General features: G+C 69.0%; 18 protein-coding genes and 1 tRNA gene. 15 read left to right on the top strand and 4 right to left on the bottom strand.

Annotated features, from left to right (window positions below; genetic code table 11):
* Nucleotides 1-115: 115 nt before the first annotated feature.
* Nucleotides 116-3,685, bottom strand: a complete 3,570-nt coding sequence (mfd, locus tag CW348_RS07465) for a transcription-repair coupling factor (protein ID WP_016188170.1) — start codon at nt 3,683-3,685, stop codon at nt 116-118.
* Nucleotides 3,686-4,035: 350 nt separating this feature from the next.
* Between mfd and cysC the strand changes: the two genes are divergently transcribed.
* Both cysC and CW348_RS07455 read left to right on the top strand, forming a co-directional pair.
* Nucleotides 4,036-5,517 (top strand): adenylyl-sulfate kinase, encoded by a 1,482-nt coding sequence (cysC, locus tag CW348_RS07460; protein ID WP_011290872.1) that lies wholly within the window; start codon nt 4,036-4,038, stop codon nt 5,515-5,517.
* Nucleotides 5,518-5,564: 47 nt separating this feature from the next.
* Complete coding sequence (locus tag CW348_RS07455) at nt 5,565-6,305, top strand: YabN family protein (RefSeq protein WP_016188172.1); 741 nt, start codon at nt 5,565-5,567, stop codon at nt 6,303-6,305.
* Here the strand turns inward: CW348_RS07455 and CW348_RS07450 are convergent.
* Complete coding sequence (locus CW348_RS07450; RefSeq protein ID WP_011290874.1) at nt 6,250-7,695, bottom strand: FtsW/RodA/SpoVE family cell cycle protein; 1,446 nt, start codon at nt 7,693-7,695, stop codon at nt 6,250-6,252. The genes CW348_RS07455 and CW348_RS07450 overlap by 56 nt on opposite strands.
* A 465-nt stretch (nt 7,696-8,160) precedes the next feature.
* On the opposite strand from CW348_RS07450, the gene eno reads away from it, so the two are divergent.
* The 9 genes from eno to CW348_RS07405 all read left to right on the top strand — a co-directional run bounded on the left by eno (nt 8,161) and on the right by CW348_RS07405 (nt 17,524).
* Nucleotides 8,161-9,444: a phosphopyruvate hydratase gene (gene eno / locus CW348_RS07445; protein WP_011290875.1), complete on the top strand. Its 1,284-nt coding sequence runs from the start codon at nt 8,161-8,163 to the stop codon at nt 9,442-9,444.
* Nucleotides 9,445-9,448: 4 nt separating this feature from the next.
* Nucleotides 9,449-9,988 (top strand): septum formation initiator family protein, encoded by a 540-nt coding sequence (locus CW348_RS07440; RefSeq protein WP_011290876.1) that lies wholly within the window; start codon nt 9,449-9,451, stop codon nt 9,986-9,988.
* Nucleotides 9,989-10,050: 62 nt separating this feature from the next.
* Nucleotides 10,051-10,617 carry a DUF501 domain-containing protein gene (locus CW348_RS07435; protein WP_011290877.1) on the top strand — a complete coding sequence of 189 codons (567 nt, stop codon included), beginning with the start codon at nt 10,051-10,053 and terminating at the stop codon, nt 10,615-10,617.
* Nucleotides 10,614-11,609, top strand: a complete 996-nt coding sequence (locus tag CW348_RS07430) for a Ppx/GppA phosphatase family protein (RefSeq protein ID WP_011290878.1) — start codon at nt 10,614-10,616, stop codon at nt 11,607-11,609. The genes CW348_RS07435 and CW348_RS07430 overlap by 4 nt, the downstream gene beginning before the upstream one ends.
* A gap of 366 nt (nt 11,610-11,975) precedes the next feature.
* Nucleotides 11,976-13,352: an NAD(P)/FAD-dependent oxidoreductase gene (locus tag CW348_RS07425; protein ID WP_011290879.1), complete on the top strand. Its 1,377-nt coding sequence runs from the start codon at nt 11,976-11,978 to the stop codon at nt 13,350-13,352.
* A 146-nt stretch (nt 13,353-13,498) separates the two neighbouring features.
* Nucleotides 13,499-13,572, top strand: a tRNA-Leu gene (locus CW348_RS07420).
* Between the two features lie 294 nt (nt 13,573-13,866).
* Nucleotides 13,867-15,495, top strand: a complete 1,629-nt coding sequence (gene pruA, locus CW348_RS07415) for an L-glutamate gamma-semialdehyde dehydrogenase (RefSeq protein WP_011290880.1) — start codon at nt 13,867-13,869, stop codon at nt 15,493-15,495.
* An 18-nt stretch (nt 15,496-15,513) separates the two neighbouring features.
* Complete coding sequence (locus tag CW348_RS07410; RefSeq protein ID WP_011290881.1) at nt 15,514-16,449, top strand: proline dehydrogenase family protein; 936 nt, start codon at nt 15,514-15,516, stop codon at nt 16,447-16,449.
* A gap of 103 nt (nt 16,450-16,552) precedes the next feature.
* Nucleotides 16,553-17,524, top strand: coding sequence for a Bax inhibitor-1/YccA family protein (locus tag CW348_RS07405; RefSeq protein WP_011290882.1), 972 nt, complete (start codon nt 16,553-16,555; stop codon nt 17,522-17,524).
* Nucleotides 17,525-17,935: 411 nt separating this feature from the next.
* On the opposite strand, the gene CW348_RS07400 is transcribed toward CW348_RS07405, so the two are convergent.
* The gene (locus tag CW348_RS07400) at nt 17,936-19,159 is read right to left on the bottom strand and encodes an acetyl-CoA C-acetyltransferase (protein WP_011290883.1); all 1,224 of its coding nucleotides are present in this window, start codon (nt 19,157-19,159) and stop codon (nt 17,936-17,938) included.
* A gap of 77 nt (nt 19,160-19,236) precedes the next feature.
* The gene (locus CW348_RS07395; protein ID WP_011290884.1) at nt 19,237-20,280 is read right to left on the bottom strand and encodes an SGNH/GDSL hydrolase family protein; all 1,044 of its coding nucleotides are present in this window, start codon (nt 20,278-20,280) and stop codon (nt 19,237-19,239) included.
* A 231-nt stretch (nt 20,281-20,511) separates the two neighbouring features.
* Between CW348_RS07395 and CW348_RS07390 the strand changes: the two genes are divergently transcribed.
* The 4 genes from CW348_RS07390 to CW348_RS07375 all read left to right on the top strand — a co-directional run bounded on the left by CW348_RS07390 (nt 20,512) and on the right by CW348_RS07375 (nt 25,080).
* Entirely contained in the window at nt 20,512-21,879 is a 1,368-nt protein-coding gene (locus tag CW348_RS07390) for a cystathionine beta-synthase (protein WP_011290885.1), read from the top strand.
* Between the two features lie 275 nt (nt 21,880-22,154).
* A complete protein-coding gene (locus CW348_RS07385) occupies nt 22,155-22,808 on the top strand; it encodes an acyltransferase (protein ID WP_227480991.1) in 654 nt (217 codons plus the stop codon).
* Between the two features lie 92 nt (nt 22,809-22,900).
* Entirely contained in the window at nt 22,901-24,046 is a 1,146-nt protein-coding gene (locus tag CW348_RS07380) for a cystathionine gamma-synthase (RefSeq protein ID WP_016188177.1), read from the top strand.
* A gap of 293 nt (nt 24,047-24,339) precedes the next feature.
* Nucleotides 24,340-25,080 carry a hypothetical protein gene (locus tag CW348_RS07375; RefSeq protein ID WP_011290888.1) on the top strand — a complete coding sequence of 247 codons (741 nt, stop codon included), beginning with the start codon at nt 24,340-24,342 and terminating at the stop codon, nt 25,078-25,080.
* The last annotated feature ends 6 nt before the right edge of the window (nt 25,081-25,086 follow it).

Raw genomic sequence — 25,086 nt, 5'->3', positions numbered from 1 at the left:
GGCACACCCGTCGTCTGCGCAGGTCAACCAGTCTGCGCAGACGACATCGGCGTGCAAGGACGCAGACCGCGCCCCCGCACCAGGGCCCGGCCCGGCAGCTTTGCGGGGACGACGGTCACTCCTGCGGCGGCTTCCGCTGCGGTTCGAAGATCGCCTCCACCAGTTCGGTGCACCACGTCAACAGTTCGCGGTCACGCAACTGCTTGCCGCCGAGCCCACCCGACTTGGGCACCGGGACCATCAGAGTCCGCGTCGCGGCCTTCACCACCGCCTTGGGGTAGAGCCGACGCAGCCGCAACTGCTGGGATTCGCGCAGCTCCACCGGGGCGAACCGGATCTGCGTGCCCTGCAGCACCACGTCGGTCAGCCCAGCACTGCGGGCCAGCACCCGGAACCGCGCCACCGCCAGCAGGTTGTCCACCGGCTGCGGGGGTTCGCCGTAGCGGTCGAGCAGCTCCTCGCGGATTGCCGCGATGTCGTCCTCGCTCGCGACCTCGGCGATCCTCCGGTAAGCCTCCAGCCGCAGCCGCTCACCCGGCACATAGTCGTGCGGGATGTGCGCGTTGATCGGCAGCTCGACCTTGGTCTCGACCTCTTGGGCCGCGCTCTGGTCGCCCTTGAGCTCCCGCACCGCCTCGCCGACCATGCGCACGTACAGGTCGAAACCGACCCCCGCAATGCTCCCGGACTGCTCGGTGCCCAGGATGTTGCCGGCGCCGCGGATCTCCAAGTCCTTCATCGCCACGTACATGCCCGCACCGCTCTCCGTGTGCTGGGCGACCGTGGCCAGCCGCTCGTGCGCGGTCTCCGTGAGCGGCTTGTCCGGCGGGTACAGGAAGTAGGCGTAGGCGCGCTCCCGGCCGCGGCCCACCCGGCCGCGCAACTGGTGCAACTGGGCCAGCCCGTAGGTGTCGGCGCGGTCCACGATCAACGTGTTGGCGTTGGGCACGTCCAGCCCGGATTCCACGATCGTGGTGCAGACCAGGACGTCGAACTTCTTCTCCCAGAAGTCGACCATGACCCGTTCGAGCTGGTGCTCGTTCATCTGCCCGTGGGCCCAGGCCACCCGCGCCTCAGGCACCAGGCGGCTCACCGTGGCGGCGGCCCGTTCTATCGACGCCACCCGGTTGTGCACGAAGAACACCTGGCCTTCGCGCATCAGCTCCCGGCGGATGGCCGCGGCAATCTGCTTTTCGTCGTAGGGGCCCACAAACGTGAGGACCGGGTGCCGCTCCTCCGGCGGAGTGAGGATCGTGGTCATCTCCCGGATCCCGGTCAACCCCATCTCCAAGGTGCGGGGGATGGGAGTGGCCGACATCGAGAGGACGTCCACCTGGGTGCGCAGCCGCTTCAACGCCTCCTTGTGCTCCACGCCGAAGCGCTGCTCCTCGTCGATGATCACCAGGCCCAAGTCTTTGAACTGGGTCTCCGGGGAGAGCAGCCGGTGGGTGCCGATGACCACGTCGACTTCCCCGGTGCGCATGCCTTCGCGGATGCGTTCGATCTCGGCGTCGCTCTGGAACCGCGACAGCGGGCGGACCGTCACCGGGAACGAGGCGTAGCGCTCCGTGAACGTGGACAGGTGCTGCTGGACCAGCAGGGTCGTGGGCACCAGCACCGCCACCTGCTTGCCGTCCTGCACCGCTTTGAAAGCCGCGCGCACGGCGACCTCGGTTTTGCCGTAGCCGACGTCGCCGCAGATGAGCCGGTCCATCGGCACCGGCTTCTCCATGTCGCGCTTGACCTCTTCAATCGCGGCGAGCTGGTCGGGGGTCTCCACGTAGGGGAAGGCGTCCTCCAACTCCCGCTGCCACGGGGTGTCCGGGGAGAACGCGTGCCCGGGGGAGGCGTGGCGGGCCGAGTACAAGCGGATCAGGTCCCCGGCGATCTCCCGGACGGCCTTGCGTGCCCGGCTCTTCGCCTTCGCCCAGTCGGAGCCGCCCATCTTCGACAGGGTGGGGGAGTCCCCGCCGACATAGCGGGTCACCTCGTCGAGCTGGTCGGTCGGCACGAACAGGCGGTCCCCCGGCTGTCCGCGTTTGGACGGCGCATATTCGATGACCAGGTACTCGCGCGTGGCGCCCTGGATCGTCCGGCTCACCATTTCGACGTAGCGGCCGATCCCGTGCTGTTCATGCACCACGTAGTCGCCGGGTTTGAGCTGGAGCGGGTCGACACCGCGGCGGCGGCTCGGCATCCGCCGCATGTCGCGGGTGGAGGACCGCTGCCCCACCAGGTCGGTCTCGGTGAGCAGCACGGTGCGGACCGACCGCCACACGAAACCGTGCTCGAGCAGCCCGGTGGTGACCGTAGCCACCGCGGGCTCCGGCGGCTCCGGCAGCGCGTCCCGCAACTGCGTGCCCAGCCCGGCGTCCCGCAGCATGGACGCGAGCCGCTCCGCCGGCCCCTGTCCGGGGGTGAGCAGCACGACCCGCCAGCCTTCGTGCAGCCACGACTTGACGTCGGCGATCGCCCGCTCGGTGTCCCCCCGGTAGGCGTCGGTAGCTGAGGCGCCGACCACCACCGAGTGGTCGTCTTCAGCTGCGGCAGGGTTGCCCGGGTCGAAGGGGGTGACGGTCCACCACGGCAGTCCCAGCTCCCGGGCCCGCGAGCGCAGCTCGGCGATCGACTGGTAGGCGGACGCGCCGAGGTCGATGGGCGCCTCCCCGCCGGAAGCAGCGTTGATCCAGGAGGCTTCGAGGAACTCCTGGCTGGTCGCGACCAGCTCCTGGGCCCGGGTGCGGATCCGCTCCGGGTCGCAGCCCACGATGTGGGTGCCCGGCGGCAGCAGGTCGAGGAGCAGCTCCATCCGGTCCGCGAGCACCGGTGCGAACGCTTCCATGCCTTCGACCGCCACCCCGTCCGCCAGCTTCGTCAGGATGTCGGCAAGCGCCGGGTACTCGGCGGCCAGGGCCCGGGCGCGCTTCCGCACCGTGTCGGTGAGCAGCAGCTCCCGGCAGGGCGGGGCGAACAGGCCGGCTTCGGCTGCTCCGGGCTTGGAGATGGAACGCTGGTCAGCGACCTGGAAGTAGCGGATCTCCTCAACAGTGTCGCCCCAGAATTCCAACCGCAGGGGGTGCTCTTCGGTGGGCGGGAACACGTCGAGAATGCCGCCGCGCACCGCGATGTCCCCGCGCTTCTCCACCAGGTCGACCCGCGAATAGCCGATGTCGACCAGCGACTGGACGAGCTCGTCCAGCGCCACCGAGTCGCCTTCCCGCACACGCACCGGCTGGAGGTCACCCAGCCCGGAGACCAGCGGCTGCAGCACGGACCGGATGGGGGCGACCACGACCCGCAGCGGTGCGGTGAGCGGATCGTCGGGATCCGGGTGGGTCAGGCGGCGCAGGACCGCCAACCGCTGCCCCACCGTGTCGGAGCGGGGGGAGAGGCGCTCGTGCGGCAGGGTCTCCCACGCGGGGAACAGCGCCACCGAGTCGGCCGGCAGCAGCGACCCCAGGGCACTGTTCAGATCAGCGGCCTCACGCTCCGTGGCGGTCAGCGCCAGCACGGGACGTCCCGCTCCCACCGGAGCGTCGGCCGCGAGGCCAGCCACGATCAACGGGCGCACCGACGGCGGCGCGACAAGGTCGAGGAGAGGATCGTGGCCGTTGCGTGCGGTCTCGATCGCTCGCTTCAGGGCTGGGTCGCCGGTGACGACAGAGAGAAGTCCATTAAGGCTCATATCACCAGGTGGGGCGTGTGACGATGGACGGCCCGCTCGCAATGGGCGCAGAACGTGAGGCATAGTCGGGATTCCCCGATACAGCCTACGCGGGGCGGTGCGCCGGCCGCATCGGAAATCCACGGACCTGTGGACGGGGCAGCAGTCGCGAGTGAGGCCCGCGGTTGTCCGCTCCCCAGGGAAACGCCAGGATAAACCGGGATGTTCCCCGAAGAGGTCGCGGTACGGCCTTAAAGCACCGGACGGGGAGTGGCGAAGGCCACGTATCCACAGGCCTTCCCCAGCCTAGAGGCACTCCGTCCATCCGCCCCTAGGCTGAGGCGGAAAATCCGTTCGATCAGGGAGCGACGATGACCCAGCCGACCGGAGGACGCGCCGTATTCACCCCGGGGCCGCAAGGACTGGCCCACCTGGAGCTGCTGCTCTCCGGAGTCTGTCCGCTCCCGGGTTTCATGGCGCAAGCCGAGGCCGCGGAGCTCGACCGGCCGGGGCCTCCTCCGGCGGGAGCGGCGTGGCCGGTTCCGGTCACGCTGACCGTCCCCGAAACGCTGGCCGACGTGCGCGAGCTGGTGCTGGCCGATCCCGAGGGGGCACCGCTCGCGGAGCTCACCGTCACCGAGTCCTTCCGGGACGGGACGGTCCGCCTGGCCGGGCCGATCCGGCCCGCAGCCCCGCCCGCCTACGGCTCGCACCGCTCCCTGCGTGCCACCGCGGCAGACGTGCGGTCCGCGCGGGACGAGCGCCGACCGCTGCTGGCTGTTGTCACCGACCGGCCGCTCCACCACCGGGCCCTCGCCCAGATCCGGGCCGCCCTCGCCACCCTGGGCGACGCCGACCTGCTGGTCCTCGTAGACACGCCGCTTGACGGGGAAGGCGCGGCTACCGTGGTCCTCGCCGCCCGCCCCTGCCTGCCGGAGCACACCCGGTTCGCGGTCCTCACCCTGCCCACCGCACCTGCCGACGGCGCCCCCGAATGGTCCGCGGAGCGGCGGGGCCTGCTCGCCGCCCACGTCGCCGCCGCCTACGGCGCCACCCACCTCATGCTCGAGGGGGTGGGCGAACTCCCCGGCACTGCCGCAGAGCTCCCCGTGAAACCGGTGGCCGCTACCGAGTGGGTGTACGACACCGTCCACGAGCGGTGGCGGCCCGCCGACGAGGTTCCTCCCGCCCAGGCCCGCCCGGAATGGGACACCGCCGCCGTCGACGAGGCCCTCGCCCAGGGGACGCCGCTTCCCGCCTGGCTCACCCCGGAACCGGTGGCCGCCGCACTCGCCCGGACCCGCCCGGCCCGGACCCGCCGCGGACTCGTCCTCTTCTTCACCGGGCTCTCCGGCTCCGGCAAGTCCACGGTGGCGCGCGGAGTGGCCGAGCAGATCCGCCAGGCCGGGCGCACGGTCACCCTGCTCGACGGCGATGTGGTGCGCCGCCTGCTGTCCGCTGGTCTGACGTTCTCCCGGGCCGACCGCGACCTCAACATCCGCCGGATCGGATACGTGGCCGCAGAGATCGCCCGGCACGGCGGGGTCGCGGTGTGCGCCCCCATCGCACCGTATGCGGCCACCCGTGCCGAAGTGCGGCGCATGGCGGAAGAGACAGGGGACTTCTTCCTCGTCTACGTGGCCACCCCGCTCGAAGTGTGCGAGGCCCGCGACCGCAAAGGGCTCTACGCGAAAGCGCGCGCCGGGGAGATCCCCGCGTTCACCGGGATTTCCGACCCCTATGAGCCCCCGGAGGACGCGGACCTGGTCCTCGACACGTCCACGGAAAGCGAGGAGGAGTCGGTGGCGCGCGTGGTGGCTGCGCTCCGCGCCGGCGGCTGGCTGCCGCGCTGACCGCCCGCGTGGGCCGCCCCACCCGCGGCGGCCTCCACAATGGGGGTATGAGCGAGCACAACGGCACTCCCCAGGGCCATCGGCTGATCGCGCTGGTGGAGGTCATGGACACCCTGCGACGCGAATGCCCCTGGGACTCCGAGCAGACTCACGAGTCGCTCGCCAAGTACCTCATCGAGGAGGCCTACGAAACCGTCGAAACGATCGAACGGGGCGACTACGACACTCTCGCCGAGGAACTGGGCGACGTCCTCCTCCAGGTGGTGTTCCACGCTCGGGTGGCCGCCGAGCGCGGCCCGGACGGGTTCACGATCGACGACGTGGCCGACGCCATCATCGACAAACTGGTCCGCCGCCACCCGCACGTTTTCTCCACCACGAAAGTGGCGGGTGCCGACGAGGTCCGCGCCAACTGGGAGGCGATCAAAGCCGCCGAGCGGGAGGCGAAAGGCGAACAGGCCGACGTGTCCATGCTGGCCGGGGTGCCGTTCGGGCAGCCCGCCGCGCTGCTCGCCTACGAGCTGCAGAAGCGTGCCGCCCGCAACGGTGTGCCTGAAGACCTGATCGGGGACGACGGCGGACCCGGTGGGGCGCTGTTCGCGGCGGTAGCGGACGAGCGGCGCCGTTCCGCCGACCCGGAGATGGACCTGCGTGCCGCGGCCCGCCGGTTCGATGCCCGGGTGCGGGCCGTGGAAGAAGCGGCCCGGGCAGATGGGGTGGATCCGCGGAAGCTCACTCCTGATCAGTGGCGCTCTTATTGGAAGCAGTCGGAGGGGGCGTCGGGCTGACGGCAGAGCGCGGCAGTTCCATGGTGGCCGTGTCGTCGTGGCAGCGGGAGACGGCGGCACGGCGGACCTCACTGCTCACCCGTAGCCACAGGCCGAGCATGATCCAGGTCGTCACCAGGGAGGAGCCGCCGACCGACAGCAGCGGGGTAGTCATACCACTCAGCGGAATCAGCAGCGTGACCCCGCCGACGACAACAAACACTTGGAACGCCCAGAGGAACGCGAACCCGGTGGTCATCAGTTTGACGAAGGTGTCCCGGGCGGCCAGCGCGACCCGGAAGGCGCGTTCCACCAGCAGCAGGGTCACCAGCAGCACCGCGGCGACCCCGGCCAGCCCGAACTTCTCTCCCACCGACACCATGATCAGGTCGCTGTCGGAGGCGAAGAGGGTAGCGGCGCGCCCTTGGCCGAACCCGAGGCCGAACAGTCCTCCGTCAGCGAGCGCGAACAGTCCCTCCACCACTTGGGCGCTGCCTTGCGGTGCGTAGTAGACGCCGGGGTCGAACGCGTGCAGCCAGATCGTCACCCGCTGGCGGACATGCCAGAAAAGCAGGTAGGCGACGTAAGCCCCGGCGAGGAACATGGCCACGCCGATCCCGACCCAGGATTTGCGCAGGGTGGCGGTGTAGAGCATCGCCAGGAACACGGTGAACAGCAGCAGTGACGTGCCGAGGTCTTTGGTGCCGACGAGGATGAGGATGGCGATGCCCCACGCCGCGGTCATCGGGCCCATGTCGCGCATCCGCGGCACGCTGAAGATCTTGACGCCGCGCACGGTGATCTGGGCGGCGGCCAGCGCGAGGATGTCGCGTTTCATGCCGAGGTAGGCGGCGAGGAAGAGCACCAGCGGGATCTTGGCGAACTCTGAGGGCTGCACGGTGAAACCGTTGAAGGACAGCCAGCGGCGGGAGCCGTACTGGTCGAGGCCGATCACGGGCAGCATGGGCGAGGCGAGCAGGACCAGCCCGGCCAACGCCATCAGGTAGGGGTAGCGCTGCAGGCGCTGCGGGTGGCGGACCAGCAGCACTGTGGTCAGACAACCGAGCTGTCCCAGCCCGGTCCACAGGAGTTGCCGGAATGCGGCAGTGGGCGGGTCGCCGGCTTCGGCGTGCAGCCCCCAGATGACGATGAAGCCGATCCCGTTGAGGAGGACCGCGAGCGGCAGGATCAGGGGGTCGGCCCAGGGGGCGCAGAACCGCAGGGCTACGTGCACGGCGAGTGCACTGCCGCCGAGGACTGCGGTGGCCAGCCACAGCAGGTCGGGCACCTGTGCGTGCAGTTGGAGCCCGGTCAGGCACAGGCCGGTGGCGAATACGGTGAGCGCCACGGCGAGCATGGCGAGCTCGATGGTGTGCCGCCGCCTAAGGCGGGGCGCGGTCGTATAGGTCATGTCCCGCCTCGAAAGGTCTGTGCGGCGGCACAGTGGACATAGCGAACTATAAGCGGACCCCTGCCAGGGTGCGGTGAGGCGGGTAGCACGTCGCTGCAGGTGGCTGAAGGGACACGGGAGGGCCGTGCCACCCGTGTGTTTCGCGGGTTCTGTGGGTATCGAGGAGACCACAGGGCGCGGCAGCACAGGGGTGTCCCAGCCGTGCGACGTGAGGTGCGTCTCACAACCGTGAAAGGGGATATCCCGGATGATCAGGGGTTTGAGAGAAATGGACTAAACCAATCCGTGTCGTGGGGGAGACGTGGCGGTACCCGGATCGGTAGGCTCTGGGTGGTTCGCGTGGTGACCCGGGACACTTTTTGGGCACTGTGCGACTGATGTCTACCCCACCGGCCGGGTCTCGGACAGCGCAGTGCGCGGGACCGACCGGGACCACGCACAGACGCGAGGAAATGGAGTACTACGTTGGCGTCGATCGAGGCAGTACACGCACGGGAGATTCTCGACTCCCGCGGTAACCCGACGGTCGAGGTCGAGGTCGCACTCGACGACGGGACGATTGCCCGGGCGGCTGTCCCCAGTGGCGCGTCCACCGGTCAGTTCGAAGCGGTCGAACTGCGCGATGGTGGCGACCGTTACGGCGGTAAGGGCGTGGAGAAGGCCGTCGCCGCGGTCAACGAGGAAATCTCCGAACAGATCGTGGGTTACGAGGCCGAGGAGCAGCGGCTCGTCGACAGCGCCCTGATCACCCTGGACGGTACCCCCGACAAGTCGCGCCTGGGCGCCAACGCCATCCTGGGTGTCTCCCTGGCGGTGGCCAAGGCGGCCGCGGAGAGCGCGGACCTGCCGCTCTTCCGCTACCTGGGCGGCCCGAACGCCCACGTGCTGCCGGTGCCGATGATGAACATCCTCAACGGGGGTGCGCACGCGGACACCAACGTCGACATCCAGGAGTTCATGATCGCCCCCATCGGGGCGGAGAGCTTCCGGGAGGCGCTGCGCTGGGGCGCGGAGGTCTACCACTCGCTCAAGGCGGTGCTCAAAGCCCACGGCCTGGCCACCGGTGTCGGTGACGAGGGCGGGTTCGCGCCCAACCTGGACAGCAACCGCGCCGCGCTCGACCTGATCAGCGAAGCCATCACGAAGGCGGGCTTCACGCTGGGCCAGGACATCGCCCTGGCCTTGGACGTGGCCGCCACCGAGTTCTACGCGGACGGCGCCTACCAGTTCGAGGGCTCCAGCCGCAGCGCGGAGGAGATGGCCGCCTACTACACCGAGCTGGTCGAGTCCTACCCGCTGGTGTCGATCGAGGACCCGCTCAGCGAGGAAGACTGGGCCGGGTGGAAGGCGCTCACCGAGTCCCTCGGCGACCGGCTGCAACTGGTCGGCGACGACCTGTTCGTCACCAACCCGGAGCGGCTGCAGCGCGGTATCGACGAGGGCGCTGCCAACTCGCTGCTGGTCAAGGTGAACCAGATCGGTACGCTCAGCGAGACTTTGGACGCGGTGTCGCTGGCGCAGCGCAACCGGTACACCGCGATGATCAGCCACCGGTCTGGTGAGACCGAGGACACCACGATCGCCGACATCGCGGTGGCGACGAACTCGGGGCAGATCAAGACGGGTGCCCCGGCGCGCAGCGAGCGGGTCGCCAAGTACAACCAGCTGCTGCGGATCGAAGAAGAGCTCGACGACGCAGCCGTCTACGCCGGAGCCAACGCGTTCCCGCGTTTCGCGCGACAGGGCTGATCCCGTGGTGAAGGTGCCGGACCCGTCCAGTGGCCGCCGTCCGCGTACGACGGGGGGCTCACCGTCCGGTGCCTCGAAACCGTCGAAGGCCGCCGGGAAGAAGTCCCCCGGCGGCCGGACCCGGCCCGCGGCCGCCGCGGCGTCCCGCGGCCGCCGCACCGCCGCTCAGGCGAGCAGCAGGCCGGCGTTGACCAGCCGGGCCGCAGTCCTTGCGCTGCTGGTCTGCGTGATCGCACTGAGCCTGGCTTATCCGCTGCGCGAGTACATTGCCCAGCGGGCGCGGATCGCCCAGTTGAAAGAGGAGCGGGCGCGGATCCAGGAGTCGGTTGCGGAGCTGACCGCGCGCTACGAGGAGCTCCAAGACCCCGCCTACATCGAGCGGGAAGCGCGTTCGCGGCTGCACTACCAGTACCCGGGCGAGCAGACCTACATCATCATCGGCGGCACCCCGGAAGAGGAGGCCGTGCCGGAGCGCAGCCCGTCCAACCCGTGGTTTGTCGAACTGTGGGATTCGGTGGCGGAAGCCGACCAGCCGCAAGGCTGAACGCCGCAGTACCGGGCCGGGAGGAACGCGGGAGGCCACGACGGGAGTAGGCTGAGTGGACCATGAACTCCGCAGACCAGCTTCCCGCCCGGCGAGTCAGCGCCGAGGATGTCGAGATCATCCGGCAGCAGTTGGGACGGCCGCCCCGGGCCGTGTACGAGGTGGCGCACCGGTGCCCGTGCGGGCTTCCCGATGTGGTGCGCACCGCTCCCCGGCTGGCGGACGGGTCTCCTTTCCCCACCTTGTACTACTTGACGTGTCCCCGCGCGGCCTCCGCGATCGGCCGGTTGGAGAGCAGCGGGCTGATGCGGGAGATGACGGAGCGGCTGCAGCACGACGCCGAGCTGCGGGCCGCCTACACCAGGGCGCACGAGTCCTATCTGGCGGAGCGTGCCGCGCTCGCGGAGAAGCTGGGGCTCGAACCGCTGCCCAAGGGGATGCAGAGCGCGGGCGGTATGCCTAAGCGTGTCAAATGCCTGCATGCGCTGGTCGCGCACGAACTTGCCGTTCCCGGGAGCAACCCGCTGGGCCGGGAGGCGCTGGACCAGCTTCCCCCGTGGTGGGACCGGGGGCCGTGCGTGTGCAGTGACCGTAGCGAGAAGACCGAGAGGAACGGCAAGGACCAGTGAGAACGGTCGCGGCCATCGATTGCGGAACCAACTCCCTCCGACTGCTCGTCGCTGGAGTGCTGGACGCGGACGGTGAGGACATCCAGTTGCTGGACGTGGACCGCCGTATGGAGGTGGTCCGGCTCGGCCAGGGGGTGGACCGCACTGGCATGTTCGCCCCGGAGGCGTTGCAGCGCACGTTCGACGTGCTCCGCGACTACGTGGACGTGATGCGCGGCTACGGGGTCCAGCTCAGCCCGGATTCGGTGCGCATGGTGGCGACCAGCGCGACCCGGGACGCCGCCAACCGGGACGAGTTTGTCTCGGGTGTGCGCAAGATCCTCGGCGTGGAGCCTGAGGTGATCAGCGGCGAGGAGGAGGCCGAGCTGTCTTTCGTGGGGGCGACCGCGGAGCTGGAAGCGATGGGGGAGGGCTCCGGGCTGCACCGCCCCTACCTGGTCGTGGACGTCGGCGGGGGGTCCACCGAGTTTGTGCTGGGCCACACCGGGGATGCCGGGGCGAGCGCGGTCCGCGCCCAGTGCTCGGTCAACATCGGCTGCGTGCGGATGACGGAGCGGCACTTCCACGCTGATCCGCCCACGGCGGAGCAGGTTGCGGCGGCGACCGCCGACATCGAAGCAGCGTTGGACCAGGCCGCGGCGGTGGTGCCGCTGGGGGAGGCCGCGACCGTGGTGTGCGTGGCGGGAACAGCGACCACGCTGGCCGGGATCGCGCAAGGGCTTCCCGCCTACGACCCGGAGCGGATCCACCACGCCCGGGTGCCGGTGGAGCGGCTCCGTGAGATCACCGCTGAGCTGTTGGCGATGCCGCACGAGCAGCGGGCCGCGATCGGGGTGATGCATCCGGGCCGGGTGGATGTGATCGGCGCGGGTTCGCTCATCGTGGAGCGGGTGCTGGCCCGGACGGGGGCGGCGGAGTTCGTCGCCAGTGAGCACGACATCTTGGACGGCATCGCGTGGAGTCTGGCCGTGGAGGCCCCGGCTAGCGCGTGAGGTGCGGTGCACCGGGCCCGGTTTCCGCGGGTGACCAGGGGATTTCGTCAGGTCAACCGTCCTGGGATCCGTGAACCGGGTCACGCCGCACCAGGCTTGTGAAAGCATTCACATATATCCTGACCTGCGGAAACGCTGCTCTAGGGTGGTTTATCCTGGTTTAAACCTTTCCAATCTGTTCCTTGGCTGACGTGGGTAGCTTGTGAAAGAATGCACAAGCAGGACGAGAGGGGCGAGATCTCGCCTTGGCTTAAAAATCGCATGGTTTCTGCGGTGAATCCATGCAGAAGGTGACAGGCGAAGAAAATTTGCCGATCTTTACGCTCGGTGGAGCCGTGGGATCGGGGAAGCAGGGGCGGAACAACGATGACCGAAAGCAGGAACTACCGGCTGGTGCCCGGCGGCGGTGACGCATCGGAGATCCCGCACGTGCTCATCGTTGGCGGTGGGTACCTGGGCATGTACACCGCGAAGCGGCTGGAGAAGAAGCTGGGACCGGGAGAAGCCCGCATCACCGTGGTGGACCCCAACTCCTACATGACCTACCAGCCGTTCCTGCCTGAGACGGCCGCGGGCAGCATCTCCCCGCGCAACGTCGTCGTCCCGCTGCGCAAAGTCCTGCGCCGCACCCGCGTCCTCAACGGCCGGGTCGTGCGCATCGAACACGCCCAGCGCCGGGTCGAATGCGTGACCAACGAGGGGGAGCGCCGCGAGCTCACCTACGACTACCTGGTCATGGCGGCTGGAGCAGTCTCCCGCACCCTCCCCATTCCTGGGCTAGCGGAGCACGGCATCGGCATCAAAACCGTCCAGGAAGCCGCCTATCTGCGCAACCACGTGCTGGAGCAGCTCAACATCGCTGACTCCACCGACGACCCGCGAGTGCGGCGCAAGGCGCTGAACTTCGTGTTCGTCGGCGGCGGGTTCGCGGGGGCCGAAGCCATCGCGGAGCTGGAAGACCTCGCCCGCGACGCCACCCGGATCTACCCGTCGATCAGCATCGACGACCTGCACTTCTACCTCATTGAGGCCGCCGACCGCATCCTGCCCGAGGTCGGCCCCGAGGTGGGCGCCAAGGCACTCCAGCAGCTCCGCAACCGCGGCATCGACGTGCGCCTGTCCACCTTCCTGGAGTCAGCGGTCGACCAGCGCATCAAGCTCAGCGACGGCACCGAGTTCGAAGCCGGCACCCTGGTGTGGACCGCCGGCGTCAAGCCCAGCCCGGTCGTCCAAGCCTCCGACCTGCCGCTGGGCCCCAAGGGCCACGTGGACACCACCGAATACTTGACCGTCAGGGGGGTGGAGAACGCCTTCGCGGGCGGCGACAACGCCCAAGTCCCGGACGGCAACGGCGGCTATTACCCGCCCAACGCGCAGAACGCGGTCCGCCAGGCCCCGGTCCTGGCCGACAACATCATCGCCACCCTGCGCGGCAAGGAACTCAAGCCCTACCGGCACAAGAACCTGGGGGCGGTCGCCGGACTCGGCATGTACAAGGGCGCGGCCCAAGTGTTCGGCGCGGTCAAGCTGACCGGGCTGCCCGCGTGGCTGGCGCACCGCAGCTACCACCTGCTGGCGGTGCCGACGTTCAACCGCAAGATGCGGGTCCTCGCCGACTGGACGCTGGGCTTCTTCCTGCGCCGCGACTTCGCGTCGATCCCGGAGATGAGCCAGCCCCGTCAGGCGTTCACCGAAGCAGCCCGCCCGCAAGTCGACGGCAGCAACCTGCGCCGCGTCTCCTGAACCGAGGCACTGCTTCCCGACGAAAAAACGACAGAAGGTAGTGGACCCGTTTCGAATCGGAACGGGTCCACAACACTTCGTACTCGATGGTGAAGTAAAACTCCAAACCACAGAAAAAGTGGCGTGGTGACCGGTATGCTAGATGCGCCCTCGTAGCCCAACGGTAGAGGCAGGCCCCCTAAAAGGGTCATAAGTGTCGGTTCGAATCCGACCGAGGGTACTCCTCACCCACCCGTCACGGTGGACTGAGAAACTCCCAGGTCCGGCTCCTGCATTCAGGACCGGGCTTTTTCTTTTGCCGCAACCCCTGGCGTCCATCCCCGACAAAACAGCCTTCCGGGTGCGAAATCCCCCACTGGGCGGGCCAGTTCGCGGGTAGAAACCCTCACACAGCCGACCGGTCTTTCCACCGACTCGAACCACCCGCACCTCACTTTCCCCCGGGGACGCCCACAAGGAGTCCCTTCTGGGTACTGGCCTAGTCCACCCGCGACACCACACCAGGGGGTCATCCATGGACGCCGTGACCAACGTTCCCGCACCCGTCAACGAGCCGGTCCTGTCCTACGCGCCCGGCAGCCCGGAACGCGCCGAACTCACCCGCTACCTCACCGCACTCGCCGACCAGCCCAGAGAACTCCCCATGACTATCGGCGGCACGCGGCGCCTCGGCGGCGGGGCACGCATCGACGTTGTCCAACCGCACCGCCACGCCTCCGTGCTCGGCATTCTCGGCAACGCCACCCACGAGGACGCCCGGGACGCCATCGCCGCTGCCCTCCACGCCGCCCCCGCGTGGCGGGACACCCCCTTCGACGAGCGGGCCGCGATCCTGCTGCGCGCCGCCGACCTCCTCTCCGGCCCGTGGCGGCAGCGCCTCAACGCGGCAACCATGCTGGGGCAGTCCAAGACCGTGATCCAAGCCGAGATCGACGCGGTCTGCGAACTCGCCGACTTCTGGCGGTTCAACGTGCACTTCGCCCGCCAGATCCTCGCAGAACAGCCGCTCGTCCACGCGCCGGGCACGTGGAACCGCACCGACCACCGCCCCTTGGAAGGGTTCGTCTACGCGATCACCCCGTTCAACTTCACGGCGATCGCCGGAAACCTCCCCACCGCGCCCGCGCTCATGGGCAACGTCGTGGTGTGGAAACCGTCCCCCACCCAGACGCTCGCCGCCTGCCTGACCATGGAACTGCTGGAAGCAGCCGGACTGCCGCCCGGTGTCATCAACCTGGTCACCGGCGACGGCGTGGCGCTCTCCGAAGTCGCCCTCACCCACCCCGACCTGGCGGGCATCCACTTCACCGGCTCCACCCGGACCTTCCAGTACCTGTGGCGGACCGTCGGGGAGAACATTGCCCGCTACCGCAGTTACCCGCGCATCGTCGGAGAGACCGGCGGCAAAGACTTCGTGGTCGCGCACGCTTCCGCCGATGTCGACGTGCTCCGCACCGCCCTGCTGCGCGGTGCGTTCGAATACCAAGGCCAGAAGTGCTCCGCTGCCTCCCGTGCCTTCATCGCCCGCTCGGTGTGGGAGCGGATGCGTGACGACTTCCTCGCCCAGGTCGACGCGCTCCCCATGGGCGACGTCACCGACTTCCGCAACTTCCTGGGCGCAGTCATCGACCGCCGCGCCTACGACCGCCTCGCCCGCCTGCTCGACCGGGTGCGCACGGATCCGACGATCGACGTGCTCGTCGGCGGCACTGCCGACGACAGCGTCGGCTACTTTGTGCGCCCCACGGTCCTCCTCGGCAGCGACCCGAGCCACGAGGTGTTCACCACCGAGTACTTCGGGCCGGTCCTCGCGGTCTACGTCTACGACGACCACGCCTACGAGGAGGTGCTCCGCCTCGTCGATCGCGGCGCACCCTACGGGCTGACCGGCGCCATCATCGCCACCGACCGGGCTGCGATCCTCGCGGCGACCCGGCAGCTGCGGTTTGCGGCGGGCAACTTCTACATCAACGACAAGCCCACCGGGTCGATCGTGGGACAGCAGCCGTTCGGCGGCTCCCGGGCCAGCGGCACCAACGACAAGGCCGGGTCGATGGCGAACCTCATGCGGTGGACCAGCCCGCGGGTGATCAAAGAAACATTCGTCCCGCCCACCGACCACCGCTACCCGCACCAGGACTGAGGGCAGGGGGACACCGGCATGCTTCGCACCCTCCTGCTGCTCGCGGCCCGCTCGCCGCGCTGCCGCGACTTCGTGACCCGCTCCCCGCTGACCCGGGGCGTGGTCCGCCGGTTCGTCGCCGGAGACACGCTCGACGCGACGCTCCCTGTCCTCCGCCAGCTCACCGCTGACCGCCACGTCACCGTCGACTACCTGGGGGAGGACATCACCGACGCTGAGCAGGCCAGCCGCACAGTGGACGCCTACACGCACCTGCTCACCGCCCTGGGAGAGCACGGCCTGGCCCCGCGGGCCGAGGTGTCGGTGAAGCTCTCCGCGCTCGGCCTGGCGCTGCCCCGCGACGGTGCACAGCTCGCGTTGGACCACGCCCGGCAGATCTGCGCGGCCGCTGAAGCGGTGGGCACCACGGTCACCGTGGACATGGAAGACCACACCACCACGGACGCCACCCTGGACATCGTGCACCAGCTCCGCGTCGACTTCCCCCGGACCGGGGCTGTGCTCCAGGCCTACCTGCGGCGCACCGAAGCCGACTGCCGGGACCTGGCCGTGCCCGGGTCGCGGGTGCGCTTGTGCAAAGGCGCCTACGACGAGCCTGCTACGGTGGCCTACCGCGACCGGGCCGAAGTGGACCGCTCCTATGTGCGCTGCCTGCGCATCCTCATGGACGGCCCCGGCTATCCCATGGTGGCCACCCACGACCCGCGCCTCCTGCGGATTGCCGCGTTCCTCGCAAGGTCCGCCGGGCGCAGCGCGGACTCCTACGAGTACCAGATGCTTTACGGAGTCCGTACCGACCTGCAGGCGGCTCTGGCCGATCGGGGCGAGCGGGTGCGGGTGTACGTGCCGTACGGTGAGCAGTGGTACGGCTATTTCATGCGGCGACTGGCTGAACGCCCCGCGAATACGGCGTTCTTCGCCCGCGCTCTCTTCGCCGGGGGAGCCGTGCGATAGGGTCGCCGTGCGGTGCGACCGGAAAACGGGAACCCCTTTGCTAGCGGGATCCGTTACGTTGAATGGCACTGGTATCTCGCCGTTGAGAGGTGCAAACACGATTATGCGGAAGCGCAGCAGTTCCAATCCCGTGATCAAGCGGGCCCTGGCTAGCGCTCCGGGAGGCGCGGGCTACTACGCGCAGCCCGGCTACGGCCAGCCCTACGCGTCGCAAGGGTACGGCCAGCCCTACGCGCAGCCTGGTTACGGACAGCCCGGTTACGGACAGCCGGGCTACGGACAGCCGGGCTACGGCCAGCCCTATCCCCCGCAGGGGTACGGCCCCGCCCCGTACCCGGCCCAGCCTGGTTACGGTCCGGCGGTTCCCGGCACCCGCCCGGTCACCATCGACGACGTGGTGATGCGCACCGGGTTCACGCTCGGCACCGTCGTGCTGGGCGCCGTCCTCACCTACTTCATGGCGATGCTGGTCAACCCGGCCCTCAGCGTCGTCATGCTGGTCATCGGTGCGATCGGCAGCCTGATCCTGGGCCTGGTCATCTCCTTCACCCGGTCCACCAACCCGGCGCTGATCCTCATCTACGCCGGGCTGGAAGGCCTGTTCGTCGGCGGTTTCAGCTTCGTCCTGGAAGCGTCGCTCGCCGGATCCGGGGTGGCTCCCGGAGGCCTTGTCGTGCCTGCGGTCTTCGGCACGCTGTTCGTGGCGGGCATCATGCTCGCGCTCTACAAGTTCCAGGTCATCCGGGTCACGAACACCTTCGTGAAGGTGGTGACCGCGGCGCTGCTCGGCTTCCTCGCCCTGGTCCTGGTCAACCTCATCGTGGGCATCTTCGTCCCGGGCGGCCTGGGCCTGCGGGAAGCCGGACCGCTGGGCCTGCTGGTGAGCGCCGTCGCGATCGTGCTGGCTGCGCTGGTGCTGGCCATCGACTTCCGCGACGTCGAGGAGGCCATCGCGTACGGTCTGCCGGAGAAGGTCTCCTGGCAGCTCGCGTTCGGCCTGACTGTCTCGCTTGTCTGGCTGTACATCGAGATCGTGCGTCTGCTGTGGATCATCCAGTCAATGTTCAGCGAATAACGCACGGTCCAGAGCAGGACAGGGTGCCTCTCCCCTGGGCGGGAGGGGCACCCGTTTTTGTACGGCCCCCATGCGGGTACCTGCTGCGGGGCAATGCCCTCGAGCGCCAGTCTTCGGCCGAGCCGTCGTTGAGCGGGCGCGCTCTTTTCCGCGGCCCAGCAGGGCAGGGGGAAACTCCTGCGGGGAACGGAGTCCCGAGGGGAAAACTGCTCTGTTGCTCCGCGTATTCACAGGCTCCGCGGACCCTTTCCCCAAGGGAGAGAAGGAAGTCCTTTCCCCGGGGGAATGGCGGGGACGCTCTTTCCCGAAGGGAAGAAACCGGTCCTCCGGGGAGCGTGGAGAAAGAGTAAAGCGAGGCATTCACGTGAATGCCCCGCCGGGAATTGTCCGCGGTGCGCGGTACTTCTGGGGTCAGCTCAGCCGTTCGAAGATGGCGGCCATTCCCTGCCCGCCGCCCACGCACATGGTCTCCAAGCCGAAGGTCTTGTCGTGGAACTGGAGGGCGTTGATCAGCGTGGTGGTGATCCGCGCCCCCGTCATACCGAACGGGTGGCCGATAGCGATGGCGCCGCCGTTGACGTTGAGCTGGGAGTCGATGTCGATGCCCAGGTCGTCCGCGGACGGAAGCACCTGCGCGGCGAACGCCTCGTTGATCTCCACGAGGTCGATGTCGCGGATCGACATGTTGGCGCGGGCCAGCGCCTGCCGGGAGGCCTCGACCGGTCCCAGCCCCATGATCTCGGGTGACAGCGCGCTCACCCCGGTCGACACGATCCGGGCCAGCGGGGTGATGCCCAGTTCAGCGGCCTTCCGGTCGCTCATGATGATCAGTGCGGCCGCGCCGTCGTTGAGCGGGCAGCAGTTCCCCGCGGTCACCGTGCCGTCGGGGCGGAACACCGGGTCCAGGGCGGCGACTTTCTCGTAGGTGGTGCCGCGCCGCGGACCGTCGTCGGTGGAGACCACCGTGCCGTCAGGCAGGGTCACCGGGGTGATCTCCCGCTCCCAGAAACCGTTGTCGAGCGCCTTTTCCGCCAGGTTCTGCGAACGCACCGCGAATTCGTCCTGGCGCTGGCGGGAGACGCCGCGCAGCTGCGCCACGTTCTCCGCGGTCTGCCCCATAGCGATGTAGATGTCGGGGAGCTTGCCCTCTTCCCGCGGGTCGCGCCAGGGTTCTGCACCGCCCTCGGCGCGGCGGGCGGTGCGTGCCTCAGCCTCGGCGAACAGCGGGTTCTTCGTGTCGGGCAGCGTGTCACTGTTGCCCTTGGTGAAGCGGCTGACCATTTCCACGCCGGCGGAGATGAAGACGTCGCCTTCCCCGGCCTTGATGGCGTGGAACGCCATCCGGGTGGTCTGCAGGGATGAAGAGCAGTAGCGGGTGATGGTGGTGCCCGGGACCGAGTCCAGACCGAGCTGCACCGCGACGACGCGGGCCATGTTGAAGCCCTGTTCGCCACCGGGGAGCCCGCAGCCCAGGAGGAGGTCGTCGATGGTGGCGGGGTCCAGTTGCGGGACCTTGGCGAGCGCCGCGGAGATGATCTGCGCGGTCAGGTCGTCCGGGCGGATGTCCTTGAGGGACCCCTTGAAAGCCCGTCCGATGGGAGAGCGTGCCGTAGCGACGATGACGGCTTCAGGCATGCCTCGGCCTTTCTAGGAGATGCTGACGGGAGTCCACCCGCAGGTCACGGGCGGCTGCGACCTCGTTACCCAGAACGCTAGCCAATCCGACTTCCTACGGACGCGGCCGGGGTCGCTTTAACCGAATTGGAATCGGTTTCTAGTTTGTGGGTGTCTGCTGCGGGGGCCGTGTCCCGGCGCAGCAGCCGCGCCCACAGGCCGAGCGAACCGCGCCTGTGCTCCTCCTGCCCGGCCTGCCGCACTTCGCTTCCGGCCGCCGCCACGGCTGCCGCCGCAGCCCGGTCCACCGGGAGCACCTCCTCGGCATCCGGCTCCGATTCCACCGGCTCCGGCAGCAGCCCCAAGGCCGAGCACAGTGCAGGGAGTACCACGGCCACCGCCCGCCCGTAGCCGCGTGCCGAAGGATGGAACCGGTCCGGACCGAACATCTCCTCGGGATACAGCGAGAACTCGTCCGAGAGGAGGTCGCCCAACGCCACCGTGCTCCCGCCCTCCTCCACCACCGCCACCGTCTGCGCGGCCGCCATCTGCTGGGACGCCCGCCGCGCAATAGCGCGCAGCGGCTGCGGGATCGGCTGCACCGTGCCGAGATCAGGACAGGTGGCCACCACCACTGCCGCACCGGAGGCCACCAGCTCCCGTACGACGACGCGCAAATGGGACACCGCGTCCGCGGGGCGGATCCGGTCGATGACGTCGTTGGCGCCGATGAAGATCACCGCCAGGTCCACCCGTTCGCCGCGCACCCGGTCCAACTGCGCCAGCAGTCCCTGCGAGGTAGCGCCGACTTTCGAGACGTCACGCAGCCGCACCGGACGGTCCGCCACCGCCGACAGCCCCGAAGCCAACTGCACGGGCGGGGTCTGCCGAGGATCGGACACGGCGAAACCCGCGGCAGTGGAATCGCCCATCATGAGCAGGGTGAGCGGCTCGCCCCCGCCCACGCCGTAGACCCCGTCGACCCGGGGACGCTGCCAAGGGGTGACCCCGATCGTCCGAGCGGCGATCTTGGCCTGCAGAAAAAGCAAGGCGACGGTGCTCGCCGCCAGCAGGGTCAACCCGCCGCCGCCGAACATGGTCGCCGCCATGATCCGCCGAGCCTGCGCTGCGCGTAGAGCCATGCGACCGCCTCCCACCGCGAAGCGAGAACCGTCTCTGTATCACGGGTGATACCCGAATACAACGGGGCAAGTCGGAAACGAGACGCGCAGCACTCCCTCCTCCTCCGCCGCAACGGTCCAGGTAAGCGGCGTATAGGGTCAGACGGACACCGGAGTACCGGTACCGCATGCCATGGCCGCCGTCGCATCCCCGACACCGCGGCGGCCCAAGGGGAGGAAAGGGAAGAGTTGATGCGGGTCTCCAACTCTTTGATCGAACTCGTCGGCAACACACCGCTGGTTCGGTTGAAGAAAGTCACGGCCGGACTCGCTCCGACTGTGCTGGCGAAAGTGGAGTACTTCAACCCCGGGGGATCGGTGAAAGACCGCATCGCCCTGCGTATGGTCGAAGACGCCGAACGGCGGGGCCTCCTCAAACCAGGCGGCACGATCGTGGAGCCCACCTCCGGAAACACCGGTGTAGGCCTGGCGATCGTCGCCGCGGAAAAGGGCTACCGCTGCGTCTTCGTCTGCCCGGACAAGGTCGGCGCCGACAAACTCGCGGTGCTGCGCGCCTACGGGGCCGAAGTCGTGGTCTGCCCCACGACCGTCGCCCCCGACCACCCCGAGTCCTACTACTCGGTCTCCGACCGCCTGGCCGCGACGATCCCCGGCGCGTGGAAACCCGACCAGTACTCCAACCCCAACAACCCGGAGTCGCACTACTACAGCACCGGGCCGGAGATCTGGGAGCAGACCGAAGGCCGCATCACCCACTTCGTCGCGGGGATCGGCACCGGCGGCACGATCACCGGCACCGGCCGCTACCTGAAAGAGGTCTCCAACGGCCGGGTGAAGGTCATCGGCGCCGACCCGGAAGGCTCGGTCTACTCCGGCGGCACTGGCCGCCCCTACCTGGTGGAGGGCGTGGGGGAAGACATCTGGCCCGCCACCTACGACACGAAGATCTGCGACGAGATCATCGCGGTCAGCGACAAGGACTCCTTCCTCATGACCCGCCGCCTCGCTAAAGAGGAGGCGCTGCTGGTCGGCGGCTCGTGCGGGCTCGCCGTGGTAGCCGCGCTCAAGGTGGCGGCCCAAGCCGGACCCGACGACGTCATCGTGGTGCTCCTGCCCGACGGCGGCCGCGGCTACCTTGGCAAGATCTTCAACGACGAGTGGATGGCCGACTACGGCTTCCTGGAGCCGGAGACGGAGGAAGCCACCGCCGGACAGGTCCTCGCCGCCAAGGACGACAGCCTGCCCGAGTTCGTGCACACCCACCCGCACGAGACGGTCGGCACCGCCATCGCCATCATGCGCGAATACGGGGTCTCCCAGCTGCCGGTCATGAAGGAGGAACCCCCGGTGATGGCCGCCGAAGTGGTGGGCGCCATCGCGGAACGCGACCTGCTCGACGCGCTGTTCAACGGCCGGGCCCAGCTCGGCGACCCCGTGGAGCAGCACATGAGACCGCCGCTGCCGGTCGTCGGCTCCGGGGAGCCGGTGAGCCGCTGCGTGGAACTGCTCCAAAGCTCGGGAGCGGTCGTGGTGCTCGAGGACGGCAAGCCTTCGGGAATCCTCACCCGCCAAGACCTGCTCGCCCACCTAGCGAGCTGACCGCGGCCCGCCCCACCCCGCGCGGCTGTTCTGGCAGAACCGTGCCCCTAGGGCCCTGGACCCCTCCCCACGGCCCTGGGGCACGGGAAGGGGCCTGCCCAGCAGGGCCGGGCGGGCCATGGGCCAGGCATGCCTGTCCTGGGTGGCATCGAGGCGGGAAGCGGATTTTTCCGGGCCCACCCTCTCAACAGCGGCAGCCGGGTCGTCTAGGGTTTCCTCAGTATTACTGACGAGTACATTACGGAGACGACCCCGTGTCGCGGCTGCTTTCCTGGATGGTGCGTACAGCTTGGTCCTGGGCACGGCGCAAAGCAGACATCCGCTACGGCTCACGTGCCGCCGCGCGCTTCGCCGCCTACGGTGAAGGCACCTCCATCGCCTTTCCCCCCGCCACCATCTTCGGGGAACCCTGGATCGCCCTCGGCTCCCACACCCTGATCGGGGCGGACATCACCCTCAGCGCCGGATACATGCCCGGACTCGACCTCGGACCCAAACCGCTCCTCACCATCGGTGACGGGTGCACGATCGGTCGCGGCTCGCACGTCGTAGCGCACCGCTCCATCGTGTTCGAAGACCACGTCTTCACCGGCCCCTACGTCTACGTCACCGACCAAAACCACGGCTACGCCGACCCCAACACCCCCATCGGCTACCAGTGGCCCACCGAAGCCCCGGTCCGCATCGGCGCCGGATCCTGGATCGGCGCGCACGCCGTGATCCTCCCCGGCGTCAACCTGGGCCGCAACTGCGTGGTCGCGGCGGGTGCAGTAGTGCGCCCCGGCACCTACCCCGACCACTGCGTGATCGCGGGCGTGCCCGGCCGCATCGTGCGCCGCTACGACCCCGAAACCGGGTGGAATCCGCCGCTCCGCACCGATGTGATCGTCCGCCGCGACGACGCTGACACCGAACCCGCTGCCGGATAGCCCCGGCGCGGACCGCCCCGCCGAGCCACGGAAACCCCGGCCGAGCGGGGTGGGACAGGAAAACATGAGACTGCCGGTACTACTGTGGCGCCATGAGTTACGAGGGGTTTGAGACACTGGCCATCCACGCCGGTCAGGAGGCAGACGCCGAGACCGGGGCCGTGGTGGTCCCCATCTACCAGACGAGCACCTACCGCCAAGACGGGGTGGGCGGGCTGCGCGGCGGCTACGAGTACTCCCGCACCGCCAACCCGACCCGCACGGCACTGGAAGAATGCCTGGCCGCGCTGGAAGGCGGGGTGCGGGGCCTGGCGTTCGCTTCCGGCATGGCCGCAGAGGACACCCTGCTCCGCACCATCGCCCGACCCGGCGACCACCTCATCATCCCCAACGACGCCTACGGCGGCACGTTCCGCCTCGTCTCCAAGGTCTTCGAACGGTGGGGAGTGAGCTGGGACGCCGTCGACCTGTCCAACCCGGAGGCGGTGCGGACCGCAATCCGCCCGGAAACCGTGGCGATCTGGGTGGAAACCCCCACCAACCCGCTGCTCAACATTGCGGACATCGCCGCGCTCGCGGACATCGCGCACGCCGCTGACGCGCTGCTGGTGGTCGACAACACCTTCGCCTCCCCGTACCTGCAGCGGCCGCTCAGCCTCGGTGCGGACGTGGTCGTGCACTCCACCACCAAATACCTGGGCGGCCACTCCGACGTGGTCGGCGGCGCCCTCGTGGTCGCCGACGCGGAACTGGGAGAGCGCCTCGCCTTCCACCAGAACTCGATGGGCGCGGTCGCGGGACCGTTCGACGCCTGGCTGACCCTGCGCGGCATCAAAACCCTCGGCGTGCGCATGGACCGGCACTGCGCCAACGCGGAACGCGTCGTGGAAGCGCTCGTCGGCCACCCGGAAGTCGCCGAAGTGCTCTACCCGGGCCTGCCCGACCACCCCGGCCACAAGGTGGCGGTCGACCAGATGCGCGCCTTCGGTGGCATGGTGTCGTTCCGCATGCGCGGCGGGGAGGAAGCCGCGTTGCGGGTGTGCGCGAAAACGAAAGTGTTCACCCTCGCTGAATCCTTGGGCGGGGTGGAGTCGCTGATCGAACACCCGGGGAAGATGACCCACGCCTCCACCGCGGGCTCCCTCCTGGAAGTGCCCAGCGACCTGGTCCGGCTCTCCGTGGGTATCGAAACCGTCGACGACCTCGTCAACGACCTGCTCCAAGCATTGGAGCCGTAGCCGGAAAGCCGTCCCGGGAGGCCCGACTCCCGGGACGGCTTCTCACCCGCGCGGAGCCGCTGCGGCGCCGCTCCTCCACGGCAACAGCCCCAGCCCGCTCATCTGTCGCGGCTGGTCCCTTCCACCGCCTATGATCCGCGCGGACCTTTCCGCCCGGCTCTGTCCGCTCCCGGCCTCCGCTAGGCCGCGGCTCGCGCTGTCTGCCGGGTATCCAGCGGGTGGCCCCCGACCCGCACCTCCGGATGGCGGGGGTTCCCGCACGAACCGTGTCCGAACCGCTGCAAGGGAGTCCTATGCGCGTTTCTGCCCGCCACGCGGCCCTGCTCACCCTTCCCCTCCTCCTGTTCACCGCAGCATGCGAAGGCGAGGAGGACACTGCCGCACCGCAGTCCGACGCCGAGCCGACCCCGTCGGCTTCCCCCTCCCCCGAGCTGCCGACCCTCCACGAACTGGTGCGCGCCCACATCGCCGACACCTGGGAGTACGACGTCGACTATGCCGGTCGGTGCGAAACCTTGAGTGAAGAGGAAGAATTCTCCCTCATCCGAGGGGAGGGGATCTGCCTCAGCTTGTACGCGGACGTGGGGGACAGCACCGTGTTCGTCCTCGGCCCGCCCGCCACTGAGCCGTTCGAAGCGCTGCGGTTGACCACCCCGGACGGGGAGCACTGGGAACTGGTGGAGAACTTCGTCATCGAAGACCCGTACGGCCCCGGCCCCGACTGGCTGGACGAAGCGATCCGCATCAAAGACGACCCCAGCGCCTGGGAGATCACCGCGCCCACCCTGGCCGAAGTAGGGGAGACCTGGCTCGCCGACCGCTACCTGCCGCTGGACTGCGAGGCCACCGGTGAAGGCGGCCCGGACCACGAAGCCTGGTGCGTGCACGTCGAAGGCTCCGACGACGAGGAGAACCCGACCACCGACAGGGGGACGGTGCTCATCACCCGGAACGGGGAGCCATACCACCGGCTGTTCGCGGTCTTCACCGGAGAGGAATGGCGCCTCTACGACGAGTTCCCCGCCACCGAGTGACCGGCC

Origin of the sequence: Thermobifida sp. (assembly GCF_017577275.1) — a bacterium.
GTDB classification, from domain to species: Bacteria; Actinomycetota; Actinomycetes; order Streptosporangiales; family Streptosporangiaceae; genus Thermobifida; species Thermobifida fusca.
This window is presented reverse-complemented; position numbering and strand designations above follow the sequence as displayed.